The organism is Fodinibius sp. (assembly GCF_041642155.1).
GTDB lineage: Bacteria > Bacteroidota > Rhodothermia > Balneolales > Balneolaceae > Fodinibius.
Genome location: NZ_JBEPWZ010000040.1, coordinates 1 through 17,172, shown reverse-complemented (window position 1 = coordinate 17,172; position 17,172 = coordinate 1). Strand labels below are relative to the sequence as shown.

The window sequence follows — 17,172 nt, the reverse complement described above, 5'->3', positions numbered from 1 at the left end:
CCGCTGACCTCTACGTCAAGATCCTGCCCGTCCATCGTGGTATAGGACTGGGAGCTTAACTCGCTGGAGAGCAGCTTTTCCTCCAGGATATGGTATTCCACATCTTCGGCGGACAGACCCGCGTCCCCGACCGCCTCCTCAGAAGGGGCGAAGATGGTAAACGCGGCGGTCGTGTCCTCCAGCGTACTGTGTAGATCGGCATCGTCAATGGCCTCGTCGAAACTGTTCAGCTCGTAGCGCTTGGCAACGAGTCCGGTAACATCAAGATAGGAATCCGGGAAAAGGACCTGGTCCGTGGCGTAAATAACACCATTACTTGCCTGACGTCCCCCGAGGTAGTTACCGCCGTTAATAAACAAATTGGCATTTCCCTGGTTGTTGGGGACAATCTCGAAATACAGGTCCCCGCCCTGCATGCTTGTAAAATCGGCGGTTTCGTTTATATTTTGGAGATCAATCAGTTCTTCCACGATATGATAGGACATCACCTCGCCAAGCTCCTCTGCCGTCAGCTCATCGATCATGCCCTCGGGCAGCTCCGAGAAGGCATCATTGGTGGGAATCAGGACCGTCAGTGGAGTCGTTCCCTGCGAGAGGGTGGATGTATCTACGGCAATTGCACCTGGATCTTTCACAAAATCCACAAACGTGCTAAAATCATTGACAGCTTCTGCTTCTTCCAGAAGATTACCCGGGCCCTGATTCGAATCTGAACTGTCCAGGCAGGAAGTCAGCACCAGCGAAAACAACAGCAGGATCATGGGGATTGCGGAATACCGGTTCGTAGTCAGTTGCATAATATTGTATTAAGGTAAGTTGAAAGGGTTTGTCTTTAATTAACAAAGTAAGATAATTAATACACCCGCCAAAAGAGCAATACCTTTTTAATTTTTAAAAAACGTTAAAAAATTATGAGAGATGATTATGCGATGGCATTACTGATTCGTAATGGGCTCGTATTATTACTATGGTTATAATCTCTTTTTCGGTTATAGTGTATAGGGTGTTGAAGGAAGTATGTTCCCTGGATCCGGAGTAAGCTGGTTCTTCCTGGTGCAACTCGCTGACGCCGTTTAATAAACTCCTTCATTTTACCCGATCGCTTTTTGGATGCGGTTTTCGAGGGCCGGCATTAAGGGATCCTCTCGCTCGCCGCCGGTAAACGGTTCTATCGCGACGGTCGTATACCCCCGGTGGTCGGCCTGGCGGAACCGGTCGTACAGCTCCCGCGCGAATTGTGGGAAATCGCCTTCGTAGGTAATAATGTTACTCCCTTCCCGGCCGGGCCGGCGGGAGTGAAGCAGGTACAGAGTGCCCGAATCGGGAGCTGTTGTTTCGTTGACATCGAGCCAGCGGACGGTGGCGTCCGGCGTATAATGGCTGTATTTGGTGCCCGGGCTTCTGTTCTCGGCAGGGGGATTGTCGCCGGACGCCTGCTCCACTTTTTTTCCAAGGGCCTCTTCGATATCCTGCACGGACACGGCGCCGGGACGGTAAATCCGGTAGGGCTTCCGGGAGAGGTCCAGCACCGTCGATTCGAGTCCGATAGCGGTCTCCCCGGCATCGATGACCGGAAACTGCTCTCCGAAGTCCTCACGCACGTGTTCGGCCTTTGTGGGACTCGGCCGCCCGGAGGTGTTGGCGCTGGGGGCTGCGAGGGGACCCGCACTGGCTATGAGCTCCTGGGAGAGCGGGTGACTCGGCCAGCGGACCCCCACGGTATCGAGTCCCGCGGTCACGAGGTCCAGCACCTCCGGCTTCTTTTTGAAAATGAGGGTGAGGGGACCCGGCCAGAAGCGCTGCATCAGGGTCCGGGCATCGGCTGAAATTTCCCGGGCAAACTGCTCGACGGCCGGAATGGATGCCACGTGTACAATCAGCGGGTTGTCGGTGGGACGTTCTTTTCGGACAAATATCTTACGGATGGCCGATGGATTCCAGGCGTCCGCTCCCAGCCCGTAGACCGTTTCGGTGGGAAAAGCAACGATTTCCCCTTCTCTCAACAACTGAATATACCGGTCAAGCAAAACTTACCTCCCTGCTATAGGCAGCAGAAAGTTCCTTCAAAAAGGCTGCAGCCGCTTCCGGGTCCGGGATCTGGTGAATGACGAAGCGGACCTTGTCGTCTTTCTGGATCATTTTAAAGCGGTCTTCGGCTTCCTGCTGAAGCGTTTTCAACAGTTCCTGGAAACGGTGTCCGTAGAACTCCTCGCCCAGCTCGGAATCATGCTTGGGACATTCCAGCCACATCCGGTTGGAGCGTATTCGGACCTTCGTCAAAAACAGCCGCGAGGCATACAGCTTGATGACCGCTCCCGTGATTAGATTTTGTGCGGCATCGGGTACCGGACCGAAGCGATCTTCTATTTCCTCCTTCCAGTCTTTGATTTCCTCCAGCTTTTCGGCCCCGGCCAGCTTGCGATAGAGGTTGAGCCGCTCCACGCTGTCGGCGACATAGTCACTTTTGAGCAGGGCCGGAAGATCAAATTCAACCTGGGTCTCGGGGAGCTCGGGGTCTACTTCCACGTCGCTGAAGACCTCGCTGAATTCCTCTTTCTTGAGTTCTTTAACGGCATCGTTGAGAATTTTTTGGTAGAGGTCGAAGCCGAGGTCATTGACAAAACCGCTTTGTTCCGCTCCCAGGATATCCCCGGCCCCCCGGATATCGAGGTCCCGCATGGCGATGTTAAAGCCGGAACCCAGGTCCGAAAACTCTTCGAGCGCCAGCAGCCGCTTCCGGGCCTCGTCGGTCAGGGATTTGATATTCGGGGTAATCAGGTAGCAAAACGCCTTCCGGTTCGAACGTCCCACGCGCCCCCTCAGCTGGTGTAGCTCAGCCAGCCCAAATCGGTCCGCCCGGTTGATGATCATCGTATTGGCGTTGGAGATATCAATGCCATTCTCGACAATATTTGTGGAGAGCAGCACATCAAACTTGTGATCGTAGAAATCCTCGATAATCCTCTCGAGCTTTTTGGAGCTCATCTGTCCATGTGCAAAACGAACGCGCACATCCGGGACAAGCTCCCGCACCATATTCGCCGTCGACTCAATATTCTTCACCCGGTTGTGAATAAAGAAAACCTGTCCCCCGCGCGAGACCTCCTGGCTGATGGCGTCCCGGATCAGGTCCTTGTCAAAACTATGAATTTCCGTTTCCACCGGCTGGCGATTTTCCGGAGGGGTGTTGATGATACTCAGGTCGCGCGCGCCCATCAGCGAAAATTGCAGCGTGCGGGGGATGGGCGTAGCCGTCAGCGTGAGCACATCGACAGTGGCGCGGTATTTTTTAAGCTTCTCCTTGGCGGAGACCCCGAATCGCTGCTCTTCATCCACGACCAGCAGTCCCAACTTATCAAACTCCACATCTTTGGAGGTCAGCCGGTGGGTGCCTACAATGATATCCACTTTCCCCTCTTTCAGCCGTTTCAGCGTCTCCCGCTGATTTTTCCTGCTGCGAAACCGGGAGATCACCTCAATGGAAACGGGAAAATCCTTCATTCGTTTTTTGAAGGTCTTATAGTGCTGGTCGGCCAGAATAGTCGTGGGTACCAGCAGGGCCACCTGCTTGTGATTCATCACGGCTTTAAAGGCGGCACGGACCGCAACTTCCGTTTTACCAAATCCCACATCGCCGCAGATCAGCCGGTCCATCGGGGTATTGGATTCCATATCCTCTTTCACCGCCTCGATCGCACTGCGCTGATCGGGTGTTTCTTCAAATTCGAAGCGGGCTTCCATTTCCGTTTGCCAGGAATTATCCGGCTCAAATTCAAAAGCATCCTGCGACTTTCGCTTCGCATAGAGCTTGATAAGGTCCCGTGCAATATCCTTGACCTTCTTTTTCGTCTGCGCCTTCTTGCGGGCCCAGCGTCCGGAGCCCAGCTTGTCTATGCGCGGCTTCGTACCCTCTTTTCCCGAGTATTTCTGTATTTTGTGCAGGCTGGACACATTGACATAGAGCACCGAATTTTCTTTATAGCGCAGCACCACGGATTCCTGTTCTACACCGCGTACCTCAATGGTTTTAAAGCCCGCGAATGTTCCGACGCCGTAATCGACATGAACCACGAAATCGCCGATATTCAGGTCCCGCAGCTCTTTGAAGGAGATGTTGCTCGTATGCCGCTTTCGACGGACTTTGGGACGATGGTACCGGTTAAAGATCTGGTGGTCGGTATATACCGCCAGTCCCTGTTCATTGAGCAGGAATCCCTGGTGGATCGTTTCCACGGAAAGATGATAGCGGAGGTCCCGGGAGGGCTCGCCCAGCAGCTCTTCAAACCGGTCGCGCTGGCCTTCATTGTCACACAGAATGTAGGTGTCGAATCCCCGTTTGCTCAGGCTCCGGATATCTTCCCGAAGCAGCTTGATGTTGCCGTTGAAATCGGGCTGGGGACTGGCATCGAGACGAATACGCCAGTCGGCCTGCCGGTCTTTTGAAAAACCGCCCATATAGAGTTGCGCGCAGCCCTCCAGCGACCGGTCGAATTGTTCGGTATCCACAAAAAGCCGCTCGGGAGAGAGCTTGTCCTCTTTGTCGGGGAGCTGTTCATATCGCTCGGCGGCCTCCGTAAACCGCTGGTCAATTTCCGACCGGATAAGCGACGGGTTGACTAACAGGACCACTGCATCCTCGTCAAAATAGGAGAGGAGTCCCCTTTTTTCACCCTGGCTCAAACTGGAGGCATCGGGTACGAGGCGCACCGCATTCAGCAGTGATACCGAGCGCTGGGAGTCGGGATCAAACTCCCGGATGGAATCCACTTCATCCCCGAAAAACTCCAGCCGGATCGGATACTCGCCCGTATAGGGAAAGACATCCAGGATGCCGCCCCGGTGGGCAAACTCGCCCGGTTGACTGACAAATTTGACCGATTCATATTCCTGGTCCAGCAGTTCTTCCCGCAGGCTTTCAAATTGGACGGTATCACCGTTTTGGATTGTGATCGAAGACCGGGCAAACAGTTCAGGAGATACAATTTTATCGAATACCGCCGCCGCCGACGTTACCAGCACCCGTTGATTGTGGTGCCTGATACTTTCCAGAACCTCTGACCGCTGCACGACGATCGAGCTGTCGGTAATTTGCTGGTCGTCATAGGGATGCTGTCCGGTTTCGGGAAAGTAGTCGGCCTGGCCGACATCCAGGGCATCGAGATCTCCCTTCATGAATTTCGCCGATTCGCTGTCGGGATGAATCACGACCACCCGGTCGTATTTACGTGACAGCTTTGCCGTTAACAGGGCGGGAGTGGAGCCTACAAAGTGATCCAGGAGCAGGGTATCGCGCTTGCGGATGTGAGTATTGAGTTCCCGCCAGGGAATCTGTGCGGAAAAGGTTTTTAAAACAGACTGTAACGCCATGAACAGTAGAAGGAATTAGTATTGCATTGGCCGGATGTTCGTTCTTCTAAAGATAAGCATTAAAACCGTTCTTTTTGTAATGGATTTTGGAGTCGGTAGGTAGGAGCAAGAAGTGTAAAATGTTTTTTGTTAAGCGTTAAGCTGAAAAGTTGCAGATTGTAGTTTGCAGGTTTGTGGCTAAGGTTGAGGGTATAACTGTTGAATTGCTTAACGTTTGCCGGAATACCAACCATTAAACACTAAATTACCAATATTACTCCTTTGCAAAGGGATGGACAAATCTGCAACTTTTGATAGCTGATAGCTCACTCCATGGCATTACGGAAGACAAAGCGGTCCGTGATAATAGAGAGCACCAGCAGAAGAATGCCAGGAAGCAGAAACCGGGGATAGAGATCCTGGTAATCGGTATAAATGATCTCTTCAATCTCGGTCTTCTCAAGTTCATTAATTTGTCCGTAGATCTCCTCGAGCCGCTCGGTGTCGGTCGCCCGAAAATAACTGCCTCCCGTCATAGTGGCAATTTCGGTAAGCATCTCTTCATCGATATTGACCTCGATATTTTGATAGCGGTTCCCGAATATAGGGTCCTGAACCGGGTAGGGCGCGGTGCCGCGCGTGCCGGCACCGATGGTATAAATTTTAATATCCTGTGAGACGGCCAGGTCGGCGGCCGTAACGGGATCGATCTCACCGGAGTTATTTTGTCCGTCGGTGAGCAGTATGATGACCCTGCTTTCGGCCCGGCTTTCTTTCAGCCGGTTTACGGCGGTTGCGATCCCCATCCCGATGGCGGTGCCGTCTTCGACGACGCCCATCTCCACTTCTCCCAAAAGCCGGTTGAGCAATTCATAGTCGAGGGTGGGGGGGACCGCTGTAAAGCTTTGGCGGGCAAAAAGTACGAGTCCGATCCGGTCGGAAACCCGCTGGTCAATGAAATCAGCTGCGACGTTTTTGGCGGCCTCCAGCCGGTTGGGCTTGAGATCCTCGGCCTTCATGGAAGTGGATATATCGAGGGTCAGCACAATATCGATACCTTCTGCATTGCGCTCCACCGTGGTGTTTTGATACTGGGGGCGGGCCATGGCACAGACCACCAGGGCAAAGGCGATCCACTGAAGAAGGGGAGGGAGATAGATGCCATAGGTCCTCCAGTTACCGGAAAGATCGCTGAAATTCGATGTATCCGAGAATGTAAGGCTGGGGATGCGAGTCCTCCATAGACTCCAGGTGTGATAGCCGATCAGCGGTATCAGAAGCAGCAGCAACCAGAGCCATTGCGGGTTTGCCCAAGTCATGCGTTCACCTCCGCCCTGTTTTGTTTCTGTTCAAAGCGCTCCCGCTCTGCTTCCATCCTGGATTGATGCTCGCGCCGCAGGTGCTCGACGCGGGGACCGTCAATTTCCTTTGCCCGCTGCACGAAGGTCTGGGCTTTGCGGAGGGTCCGTTCCGCCTGGTCGGTCGTCGGCGTAAATTTAGCAAACTTGACCATGTCGGCTTCCTGTAAAACCGTGCGTGTTTCATCAATCAAATCGTTGTCAATGGAACGCGCCTTGAGAGCCTGTATGATTTCACGGCTCGTAGATTCCAGCGCCGGAATATGATGCAGGTCTTCAAAATAACGACGAATGGCATCCCCCAGGTCGATATAGAACTCCTTGAAGTCCTCATGGGTCGCCAGTTCGGTATTTTCAAGCCGGGCAATATCGTGTTGCAGCGTCCTGAGCGGGTTTTCAAAGGGGACGGGGGTGAACGTTGCGGGTTCCGTGGCGGGCTGTTCCTCCTTTTTGGTAAAATAGCGGTACAGGAAGTAGGCTGCTGCGCATAACAGGATAAAAGCCAGAATATAGGGCCACCAGGCCAAGGCAAAGTCGTAGATCGGTTTCAGGGGACGAAAGGCCTCATCGTCCTGGGCCAGCACACTGCGAAAATGGATGGGGACAGGGTTGGTATAAAGGGCAGTAGTATCTTCATCCTGCACCAGCAGAACAGGCAGTTCGGGTAGCGTTGTGTCGGCGGTGCCGAAAAATTGCAGCTGGTAGTGAACACTGTCTTTGTAGGAAGAAACCTTGAATTGTGATCGCGAGCGAATTTCAAAATGATCGGAAGGTAAACTGCTGGAGTCCGGAAATATGATTTCGTCATATTCCCGGTCCCGGTTGAGCGTGACTGAAAAGTCAAAGGTGTCGCCTACCTCCAGGGTATCGGCCGGCGCATACTCCCGGACGGTCTGGGCCCGGCTGTTTTGGGTAAAGCCCACACTTAGCCAAAGCACCAGAAGGAGAATAATCTTGGATATTTGAGTATTGATCACTGCTGCCGCTTATTAATGATTAGTAGTTTAAAACAGAGCCGTAAACTATTTATTGTTATCCTTTTAATGTTATTGACAGTGGCGCTCAAAATAGAAAAAATCTCTCCATCGGAAAAAATTAATATCAAATGGTAAACTGGAAATAATGAAATTTTAAATGTGCATAAAAACAAAGAAAATAGTATGTTTACCAACAAATAACCTAAACCCAAAAAAGTATAAATGCGTATACTACTTTCAGGGATAGTTGCCGGTTTTATACTCTGCGGCTGCACCGGCCAATCACCGGACACTCCCCCTCTCGCCAAGGCATCCACTTCCACCTCCACTTCGCAAAAAGATACTGTTAATACTGAAACTGTTGAACCCACGGAGCTTGATGCTTTTGGCTTCAGGATTAAGGATGTTGAAGTGGAAGAGCGGACGATTGAACGGAATGAAAGTCTGTATCTTATCCTGGATAAGCTTGAGTTCAGCCCCCGCCAGATTTTTTCCATAAGTAACAAAGCGGAAAAAGTAGTCGACTTAAAATCGATGCGTCCCGGTCAGCGTTACCACATTTATTCCGAGTCGGATACGCTATCTTTTCCCGATCGTATTATTTGGCAGAAAAATGAGATGGAATATGTGGTCTTTGACTGGCAGCAGGATTCCCTGGAAATCTACCAGGCGGTACGTCCGCTCCATACCGAGACGACGGTGACATCCGGGACTATTGACAACTCGCTTTATCAGACTATAAGCACCAACGGCGGAAGTCCCTTGCTGGCTCAAAAACTTTCCAAAATATTTGCCTGGCAAGTCGACTTTTTCAGCCTTCGCAGCGGCGACCGTTTTAAGACACTTTACGAAAATCGCTATATCGACGACGAATTTTACGGGGTTGGCGATGTGCTGGCAGCTCAGCTTGAGCACCGGGGGAAATTGTTCAGGGCCTACTATTTTTCCAAAGGTGAGACCGAAGGATTTTTTACCGAAGAAGGAGAGAGTGTTCAGCGAGCGTTGCTCAAAGCCCCTTTCGAGTATGATCATCGCATCAGTTCCCCGTTTTCAAGGAACAGGATGCATCCGACCTTAAACAGGCGAAGGCCACACAACGGGGTGGACTACGCGGCCCCTTACGGAACACCGGTGCTCTCTACCGGGGACGGAGTGGTGACAGAGGCGCGGTATCGCGGGGCCAGCGGAAATATCGTACAGGTTAAACACAACAGAACCTACCGTACGGCTTATTTGCATCTCAAAGGTTTTGCCAAGGGAGTCCGGCCCGGAACGCATGTGGAACAGGGACAGGTGATCGGCTATGTGGGAAGCACGGGACGTTCTACCGGACCGCATCTGCATTACGAAATCAAGCGGAACAACAGCCCGGTTAATCCCCTGACGATGGATTTGCCTTCCTCGGAATCTATTCCCGAAAACCTGATGGCGGATTTCAACGAAGTGAGAGAAGCTTATGACCGACAGCTGGACGGCCGGGAGGCGGGGGGTGCGGGCGAACCCATGATTACACTTAACATGCCCGATTCGATACCTGACATCATCAATACCGATGCATTCGCCGGTGAAAAAATGAGATAAGCGGGCGAACATACGATTCGTTGGTCTGTACTTCTATCATATCGATCTTCAGCCGCATAAGCTGATCATGCAGCATTTGTTTATGCCGCAGGCGTTTTTTACGGTATGCTTTCCGCACTTTTTCGCTGGAGGTGTCCACCAGCACCTCCCGGCCGGTTTCAGCATCTTTTAAGGGGACCAGTCCCAGGTCAGGTAGCTCATCTTCCAGCTTGTCGTTGATAAAAATATTTACGAGGTCGTGCTTTCGATTGGTGATTTTGAGCTGCCGTTGATACTGGTTATCCTGGAAGTCGCTGGCCAGGATAACGATGGCCCGCCGGTTCAGCAGCCGGTTGACATAAGAGAGGGCCCCGCTGATATCGGTTCCCTGTCCCTTCGGCTCGGTGGTGAGCAGTTCGCGAATGAGCCGCAATACATGCAGCCGCCCCTTTTTGGGCGGAATAACTTTTTCAATTTCGTCGGTGAAAAGGATCAATCCCACTTTATCGCCGTTTTGGATGGCGCTGAAGGCAAGGACGGCACAAATCTCAATGGAAAGGTCCATCTTGCTCTGGTCCCGGCTCCCAAACACCCCGCTGGGCGAAATGTCCACACACAGCATGAGCGTCTGCTCGCGTTCCTCTTCAAACTGTTTAATAAAAGGATCGCCGGACCGCGCCGTCACATTCCAGTCGATCTGCCGGATATCGTCGCCGTAGGTATACTGCCGTACTTCCGAAAATTCCATACCGCGTCCCTTGAACGTGGACTGGTATTCGCCCCCAAAGATATTATTGACCATACCTTTGGTCCGGATCTCTATCTTGCGAACTTTCTTGAGGATTTCTTTTGAAATCATAAAGTAGCTTGTTGACATTAGAAGTACGTGGGAAGAATACGGGAAATCGAGGGCAGTTAAAAGCAATAAGATGCCTTTATACCAATTTTCCCTGTAAGAGAGTTGAAATATAAAATCATACCCCTCATTATAAGCCGATCTTAACAATTTGGTAGTACCCAGCTGACTATTTGTTGACAGTGATTTGTTGGCTTGCACGTTTATCTGTTGTTATCGTGCGGGAGCACTAAACTTTTCCAAAAAAATACCTACCTTTGACACGGATTTCCCCAAAGGATTTTTCCTGTAATCCCACAAAATTTTCCGGTTCAGCGTAGGACGGACGGGGAATATGAGATGGCATTACTGTTATATTTTTGTTTCGCATGGGAATCAAATGACCACAGACGATGCCGGTATAACAGGATTCTGCGATTTTTTTGCGTAATATTTTATTAACTTAAAACCTGTATTTATGATCATCGGTGTACCCAAGGAGATAAAAACACACGAGAACCGGGTGGCTTTATTGCCCGGCGGGCTCACAAAGTTAAAAGAAAACGGACACCGTATCCTGGTCGAAAAAGGCGCCGGAGAGGGCAGCGGGTTTCCTGATGGGCAATATGAAGCGGCCGGCGCCACGATCCTGGAAGAGGCGGCGGAGCTCTGGGCAGAAGCTGAGATGATCATGAAAGTCAAGGAACCGCTTGAAGTCGAATATCCCCGGATGAGAGAGGGACAGATTATTTTTACGTATTTCCACTTTGCGGCCAGTGAGTCCCTGACAGAGGCGGTAATTGCATCAAAAAGTATTGCGATTGCCTATGAGACGGTAGAAAAGGCGGATCACTCGCTGCCGCTCCTGATACCGATGAGTGAGGTAGCGGGACGCATGGCATCGCAGGAGGGGGCCAAGTATCTGGAGAAGCCGCAAGGGGGACGCGGGATCCTGCTGGGTGGCATCCCGGGGGTTAAACCGGCTAACGTGATGGTACTGGGCGGGGGTGTTGTGGGGGTGAATGCGGCTAAAATTGCAGCGGGGATGGGTGCAAATGTAACGATTATGGATATTAATATCGCCCGCCTGCGCCAGCTTGACGACTGGATGCCCAGAAATATAGATACGATGTTTTCGTCGAGGGTAAATATTCGTCAGATGCTCCCGCAGATGGATATGATTATTGGTGCTGTACTCAAGCCGGGGGCCAAGGCGCCTCACCTCATCACCAAAGAGATGCTGTCGTCCATGCAAAAGGGCACGGTATTGGTGGATGTGGCCATAGATCAGGGAGGCTGTTTTGAAACGTCTACTCCAACTACGCACGACGATCCCGTATATCAGGTCGATGGCATTGTCCATTACTGTGTGTCAAATATGCCGGGAGCCGTGCCATACACTTCTACCCTGGGTCTTACCAACGTGACGCTGCCTTATGCAGTTGATATTGCTAATAAGGGATGGAAAGAGGCCATGAGGGATGATCCTGAACTGCAAAAGGGACTTAACATCGCCGGGGGCGAGATTGTATATGAGCCTGTGGCCGATGCCTTTAATCTCGATCATACGCCTGTCGGTCGTACGGTATAGCCTGGGAGTTCCCGGTGCAACACTTCATTAGAGCTGAAATAAGCCAGTCAAAATAAATGAGCGTTGACATAAAATAATTTGTTAACTGACAGGTTATAAAATATTGCCATGCATATTGATAGGCAGGCTGTCGGAATTGGTTAATAACTTGTTAATAAGTATTTTTGTTTACCATAAGACATCCCATTATATTTTTGAAACATTAGATAGATAATCGTTGTAACAGGTTTAATCAGATTACATGGGTAAAGTTATTTCTATTGCAAATCAAAAAGGGGGGGTTGGCAAGACGACAACGGCCATCAACCTTGCCGCCAGTCTTGCAGCGATTGAGCATACCACCCTTGTCATTGATATTGATCCACAAAGCAACACGACCAGTGGGTTGGGTATCGAAGCAAAAACAGTTACCAATTCAATCTATGAAGTGCTGGTGGGCGGCGTTGATGCTACGGATGCCGTGCGGGAAACCGAATTACCCTTTTTAGAGATTATTCCCTCGCATATCAACCTGGTCGGGGCTGAAATAGAGATGATCGATCGCGAGGAGCGGGAACGCATCCTGGAAAAAGCCATCCGGGAGCTGGCAGATCAATACGACTTTGTGATTATAGATTGTCCCCCTTCGCTGGGATTGCTTACCATCAACGCATTGACAGCTTCAGATTCGGTGATCATCCCGGTACAGTGCGAGTACTTTGCTCTTGAAGGGCTGGGACAGTTACTGAATACCATAAAGATTGTTCGACAGCACCTGAATACCGACCTGGAGATCGAAGGTGTACTGTTGACGATGTTTGATACGCGAACACGCCTTTCCGACCAGGTCGCGGATGAGGTTCGCAAGTATTTTGAGGACCGGGTCTTTGAAGCGGTAATTGCCCGGAATATACGACTGGCTGAAGCACCGAGTTTCGGTAAGCCTGCCTTGCTATATGATTCGACCAGCCGGGGAGCTAAAAATTACCTGAGTCTGGCCCGTGAAATTATACATCGCAACAGGGAACTTTTTAAGGACAGTCCCGTTTTTGCAAGCAGTTAAGGAGTGATAAGTTATGGCATCGAAAAAAGTTTTAGGTCGCGGCCTCAGCGCTTTCTTTCCCGAGTATGAGGACGAAAATAAGACGAATAAGGAAGAACAAAGTAAGGAAGGTAAAGGTGGAAAAGAGGATGCGGCCGGTACCGGAACCTATGTGGAGCCGGAGCAGCGTGTGAATATTGTATTGCAGGTTCCGGTCGATAATATCCGTGCGAATCCGCATCAGCCGCGTAAAGAGTTTAACGAAGAGCGGCTTGAAGAGCTGGCAGGTTCTATCGAAAATCACGGACTTATCCAGCCCATAACCGTGCGATACATCGGAGAAAAGAGATTTGAATTAATCAGTGGAGAACGACGACTCAGGGCTGCGAAACGAGCCGGAATTGAAGAGCTTCCTGCATATATTCGGGAAGTGAACGATGAGGATATCATCTCCTATGCCCTCATCGAAAATATTCAGCGCGAGGATTTGAACCCCATCGAGGTGGCGCTGGGTTATCAGCGGCTGGTTGAAGAAGCGGATTACACGCAGGCTGAAGTAGCCCGGCGAGTGGGTAAGAATCGTTCGACCGTGGCTAATATGCTGCGTCTGCTCAACCTTCCGCCGTTCATCCAGGCGGGACTGCGGGATGAAAAAATATCCATGGGACATGCCCGGGCTCTTATATCCGTGGAGGATCCCGATGATCAGGAAGCGATATACAAGAAAATTATCAAAAAAGGATATTCGGTTCGCCAGACAGAGAAGGCGGTTAAAGCCTTAACGGAAGAAAAGACAACATCCCAAAGCAGTAGCGGGCAGGATCGGCAGAATGCTTTCCTCAAAGAAATATCGGGCAGGTTGCGCAATAAACTGAGCACCAAAGTCAAAATTAAATCCAAAAAGAATGGTGGCGAAATACGTATCGAGTATTATTCGGATGAGGAGCTGGACCGCCTGCTTGGACTGTTTGAGAATATTTCTTAGCCTGGTAACTTTTCTTTTTGGATGTTCGTTATACAGCTATGGCCAGACATTGCGATCCCAGCTCGATCGGCCCTTTCAGCCTCCCTCGCACTATTCGCTTTCCGCTGAATTACCCGGCTCTTTTGTCGCCCAACAGGATACGGTGGAAGACGGGGAATCGCTGCCCAGTCCCAACAGTGTAATGTACAAGTCAATGATTGTTCCGGGTTGGGGACAGATCGTAAATAAACAGATCTGGAAGGTGCCTATTGTATACGGACTTTTGGGCGGACTGGCATGGTATAGCATCGATCTTACCCAACGTTATCATGATTACCGGGCCGCTTATTATAATTTGAATGATCAAACAGACGACGACCAGCGGTTTGGTCCCACCCCCGACTATATTCCCGAGAGTGCTAATTTGGAACAACTGAAAACCATCCGTAATACCTATCGCAACCGCCGGGATATGGTTTATATCGGTATTGTGCTGGCATATGGACTTAATATTGTCGATGCTTATGTTTTTGCACATATGCGATCGTTTGATGTTTCGGAAAATCTAAGTATGCGTCCATCCCTAAAACCTGATATCATGGCGCGTTCTGCCTTTGGAATAACCTTTTCAGTAGAACTGTTTAAGAAATCCCAGTAAAAGAAGAGAATTCTATGAATAAAGAAGACAGCAATCGTTTTGAGAAAGATAACAATCGTATTGCCCCCGAAAGCTTCGACCAGTCTCACAGCGAAGATGTATGGAGTGTTTTTAAAATAATAGGGGAATTTGCGGAGGGGTATGATAAATTATTTAAAATTGGTCCCTGTGTTTCTATGTTCGGTTCAGCCCGTTCCACGCCTGATAATCCGTATTATAAAATGGCCAAGGAAACCGCTAAAAAGATCACCGAGCAGGGGTTTGGCATTATCACCGGCGGTGGTCCCGGTATTATGGAAGCGGCCAACCAGGGAGCCCAGGAGGGCAAGGGAAAGTCCGTTGGTCTCGGCATAACCTTGCCGCACGAGCAGGGTGTCAACACCTACGTTGATGCTGATTATGTAATCAACTTTAATTATTTTTTTGCTCGCAAGGTGATGTTTGTCAAATATGCCCAGGGCTTTATCGTCTTTCCCGGGGGATTTGGCACGCTGGATGAATTTTTTGAGGCTTTGACTCTTATCCAGACCAAAAAGATAGAGTCGTTTCCTGTTGTATTAGTCGGCAGGGAGTACTGGGGCGGACTTGTTGACTGGATCAAGACGACCATGATTGAGAACGGGACCGTCTCCGATCATGATATTACCCTTTTTCAACTGACCAATGAACCGGATGAAGCTGTACAGATTATTTCAGACTTTTATCGGCGCCATACCCTGAAACCCAACTTTTAGTCCGTATTTCCTCACCATACATCTTTGTGAGAAGGACTGATTAGAGAGGGGGGAAGCCTGGAGTTCTAGTTAGTATCAAAGCCTGAGCGCATTCAAAATCACAGGGTATCAGCATAGGGGAGGATTTTGAATGCGCGGAAATGCAGAGAGGGGCTAAAAGAACGGTTTTACAAAGGGTTCTATTAATCAGATCGAAACATAATAGATTAAAATTTGTTATAAATAACAAAGCGACAACAGGGCATATTTTAATGTCGACTTTGCGAATTCACACAATAAATATGCTGTGAACAGGTTTTACTTTTAAATACATAATTTTATTCATTACATTAATTGCTTTTAACATTCAACCAAAACCGTAGGAATTATGAAGCTGTTTAAAAATAGTTTTGCGACACTATTATTGGCTCTGTTTATCGTGGGCGTAACCAATGTCAACGCCCAGGATAAACGGCAAGCCGTTCAAACCTATAACAAAGCCCTGGAGCTTGTGGAATCGGAAGATTATGAACAGGCGGTAAGCATGTTTAACCAGGCCATAGCCCAGGGCGGGGAGCTGGGGGAAGAGGGACAGGATATTGTCCAGCGTGCCCAGAAACAGCTCCCCACGACCTACTATCAGATGGCGTTGACAGAATACCGGGCTTTCCAAAGCGATAAATCGCTCAGCAGTCTGGATGCGACCATCAGCGCTTTTCGCGAAGCCGGTGAAATAAGTGAAGAGTATGGCAATGAACAGATTGCCGAAAAAGTTCCGGGCGTCATCACCCAGCTGATGTATAACCGGGCCCTGCTGCAGTATCAGCAGGAAGAGTTCGACGAAGCCCTGGCCACGCTTGATGAGGTGATAGAGCGCAATGCCAATTATGCCAAAGCGTATTACCAAAAAGGTATTGTCACGAAGAATATGGAAGGCAGCAGCCTGGATGAGGCCCTCGGCTTTTTTGATAAAGCCATGGAGGTAGGGGAGCAAAACAATGATAATGAGATTGTGACCCGTGCTCAGGAGGCCGCCGCCAGCGAGCTGATTTACCGCGGCTCGCAAGCAAATGACAACGACGATTATCAGACCGCTATCACCTTGTTGAACCGGGCGCTGGAGTATGATTCTTCTTCTGCGGAAGCTTATTACCGTCTGTCGGAAGCCTATAATGGCCGGCAACAGTGGGCGGAAGCGGTAGAGGCTGCACAACAATCGATTGAGCTCAATAACGGTGGTCGTACGGACCAGGCAAAGAACTATTTCTCGCTGGGTACTGCTTACCAGGGCTTGGGTCAGCGTGCCGATGCTTGTGACGCTTTCGATAACGCCGCCTATGGATCCTTCAAGTCCTCGGCGGAGCACAAGATGGAATTTGAACTCAAATGTGAAAATATCTAAGATCTGATATTGATATCGGTCATTTATTATCATTTTCAGAAGGGCTCCGGATATTCGGAGCCCTTTTTTATTGGCTCCAATACGCTGTCGTTCAAGTCACTATTCTTTTCTTTTATGTAAGCCTTCCTTTGGCTATTTTCCGTTCTGAAATTTTGACGTAAACTTCAAATACTTTCCGGTACTTATACTGATGAGTCACTCTTCCAACTCACTTGATGACCTTTGTGTGAATACAATACGAACGCTGGCGATGGATGCCGTTCAAAAGGCCGGCTCGGGACATCCGGGCATGCCTATGGGGATGGCCGATGCTGCTTACGTTTTATGGACAAAATTCCTGAAACACAATCCGGCTGATCCCGGGTGGTATGATCGCGACCGGTTTATCCTTTCCGCCGGACACGGTTCCATCCTTCTGTACAGCCTGCTGCATCTCACCGGCTATGAGCTGTCCCTCGAAGAGTTAAAGAACCTGCGGCAGCTCGACAGCCTGACGCCGGGCCACCCGGAAGTGCATTTGACCCCCGGCGTCGAAACGACCACGGGTCCCCTGGGACAGGGCTTTGCCACCGGCGTGGGGATGGCGATGGCGGAAGCGCATATGGCTGCGAAATTTAACAGGGACGGGTATCCCGTTACGGATCATTATACCTATGGCATCGTCAGCGACGGCGACCTGATGGAAGGCATCTCTCAGGAAGCGGCGTCGATGGCAGGGCACCTGAAGCTGGGCAAGCTGATCTATCT

General features: G+C 50.2%; 13 protein-coding genes and 1 pseudogene. 8 read left to right on the top strand and 6 right to left on the bottom strand.

Features of this window, described 5'->3' with window-relative positions:
• From ACESLU_RS04385 to ACESLU_RS04365, 5 genes are all read right to left on the bottom strand, one after another.
• A partial coding sequence (locus tag ACESLU_RS04385) for a fasciclin domain-containing protein (RefSeq protein WP_372635681.1) occupies positions 1-797 on the bottom strand: 797 nt, incomplete at its 3' end.
• A gap of 294 nt (positions 798-1,091) precedes the next feature.
• Entirely contained in the window at positions 1,092-2,027 is a 936-nt protein-coding gene (locus ACESLU_RS04380; protein WP_372635678.1) for an L-threonylcarbamoyladenylate synthase, read from the bottom strand.
• Complete coding sequence (gene mfd / locus ACESLU_RS04375; RefSeq protein WP_372635675.1) at positions 2,020-5,367, bottom strand: transcription-repair coupling factor; 3,348 nt, start codon at positions 5,365-5,367, stop codon at positions 2,020-2,022. Before mfd ends, ACESLU_RS04380 begins: the two co-directional genes overlap by 8 nt.
• Positions 5,368-5,672: 305 nt before the next feature.
• A complete protein-coding gene (locus ACESLU_RS04370; protein WP_372635672.1) occupies positions 5,673-6,665 on the bottom strand; it encodes a VWA domain-containing protein in 993 nt (330 codons plus the stop codon).
• Positions 6,662-7,681 carry a hypothetical protein gene (locus ACESLU_RS04365; protein WP_372635669.1) on the bottom strand — a complete coding sequence of 340 codons (1,020 nt, stop codon included), beginning with the start codon at positions 7,679-7,681 and terminating at the stop codon, positions 6,662-6,664. The genes ACESLU_RS04370 and ACESLU_RS04365 overlap by 4 nt, the downstream gene beginning before the upstream one ends.
• 222 nt (positions 7,682-7,903) lie before the next feature.
• Here ACESLU_RS04365 and ACESLU_RS04360 point away from each other — a divergent pair, with 222 nt between their 5' ends.
• On the top strand, positions 7,904-9,262 hold the full coding sequence (locus tag ACESLU_RS04360; protein ID WP_372635666.1) for a peptidoglycan DD-metalloendopeptidase family protein: 1,359 nt from the start codon (positions 7,904-7,906) through the stop codon (positions 9,260-9,262).
• Here ACESLU_RS04360 and ACESLU_RS04355 read toward each other — a convergent pair.
• A complete protein-coding gene (locus tag ACESLU_RS04355) occupies positions 9,225-10,100 on the bottom strand; it encodes a DUF58 domain-containing protein (RefSeq protein WP_372635663.1) in 876 nt (291 codons plus the stop codon). The genes ACESLU_RS04360 and ACESLU_RS04355 overlap by 38 nt on opposite strands.
• A gap of 454 nt (positions 10,101-10,554) precedes the next feature.
• On the opposite strand from ACESLU_RS04355, the gene ald reads away from it, so the two are divergent.
• The 7 genes and pseudogenes from ald to ACESLU_RS04320 all read left to right on the top strand — a co-directional run.
• Complete coding sequence (ald, locus tag ACESLU_RS04350) at positions 10,555-11,667, top strand: alanine dehydrogenase (RefSeq protein WP_372635660.1); 1,113 nt, start codon at positions 10,555-10,557, stop codon at positions 11,665-11,667.
• Positions 11,668-11,908: 241 nt separating this feature from the next.
• Positions 11,909-12,709 carry a ParA family protein gene (locus ACESLU_RS04345; protein ID WP_372635657.1) on the top strand — a complete coding sequence of 267 codons (801 nt, stop codon included), beginning with the start codon at positions 11,909-11,911 and terminating at the stop codon, positions 12,707-12,709.
• A gap of 13 nt (positions 12,710-12,722) precedes the next feature.
• Complete coding sequence (locus ACESLU_RS04340) at positions 12,723-13,673, top strand: ParB/RepB/Spo0J family partition protein (protein ID WP_372635654.1); 951 nt, start codon at positions 12,723-12,725, stop codon at positions 13,671-13,673.
• 49 nt (positions 13,674-13,722) lie between these two features.
• Positions 13,723-14,310: a DUF5683 domain-containing protein gene (locus tag ACESLU_RS04335; protein ID WP_372635651.1), complete on the top strand. Its 588-nt coding sequence runs from the start codon at positions 13,723-13,725 to the stop codon at positions 14,308-14,310.
• 14 nt (positions 14,311-14,324) lie between these two features.
• Positions 14,325-15,044 carry a TIGR00730 family Rossman fold protein gene (locus tag ACESLU_RS04330; RefSeq protein ID WP_372635649.1) on the top strand — a complete coding sequence of 240 codons (720 nt, stop codon included), beginning with the start codon at positions 14,325-14,327 and terminating at the stop codon, positions 15,042-15,044.
• Between the two features lie 367 nt (positions 15,045-15,411).
• Positions 15,412-16,425, top strand: a complete 1,014-nt coding sequence (locus tag ACESLU_RS04325) for a tetratricopeptide repeat protein (protein WP_372635645.1) — start codon at positions 15,412-15,414, stop codon at positions 16,423-16,425.
• A gap of 190 nt (positions 16,426-16,615) precedes the next feature.
• Positions 16,616-17,172: pseudogene (locus ACESLU_RS04320) on the top strand (transketolase); the annotation flags it as partial.

Coding starts and splice junctions, on each gene's coding strand:
- mfd (WP_372635675.1), bottom strand. CDS start 5,367: ATGGCGTTACAGTCTGTTTTAAAAACCTTTTCCGCACAGATTCCCTGG.
- ACESLU_RS04370 (WP_372635672.1), bottom strand. CDS start 6,665: ATGACTTGGGCAAACCCGCAATGGCTCTGGTTGCTGCTGCTTCTGATA.
- ACESLU_RS04360 (WP_372635666.1), top strand. CDS start 7,904: ATGCGTATACTACTTTCAGGGATAGTTGCCGGTTTTATACTCTGCGGC.
- ACESLU_RS04355 (WP_372635663.1), bottom strand. CDS start 10,100: ATGATTTCAAAAGAAATCCTCAAGAAAGTTCGCAAGATAGAGATCCGG.
- ald (WP_372635660.1), top strand. CDS start 10,555: ATGATCATCGGTGTACCCAAGGAGATAAAAACACACGAGAACCGGGTG.
- ACESLU_RS04345 (WP_372635657.1), top strand. CDS start 11,909: ATGGGTAAAGTTATTTCTATTGCAAATCAAAAAGGGGGGGTTGGCAAG.
- ACESLU_RS04340 (WP_372635654.1), top strand. CDS start 12,723: ATGGCATCGAAAAAAGTTTTAGGTCGCGGCCTCAGCGCTTTCTTTCCC.
- ACESLU_RS04330 (WP_372635649.1), top strand. CDS start 14,325: ATGAATAAAGAAGACAGCAATCGTTTTGAGAAAGATAACAATCGTATT.
- ACESLU_RS04325 (WP_372635645.1), top strand. CDS start 15,412: ATGAAGCTGTTTAAAAATAGTTTTGCGACACTATTATTGGCTCTGTTT.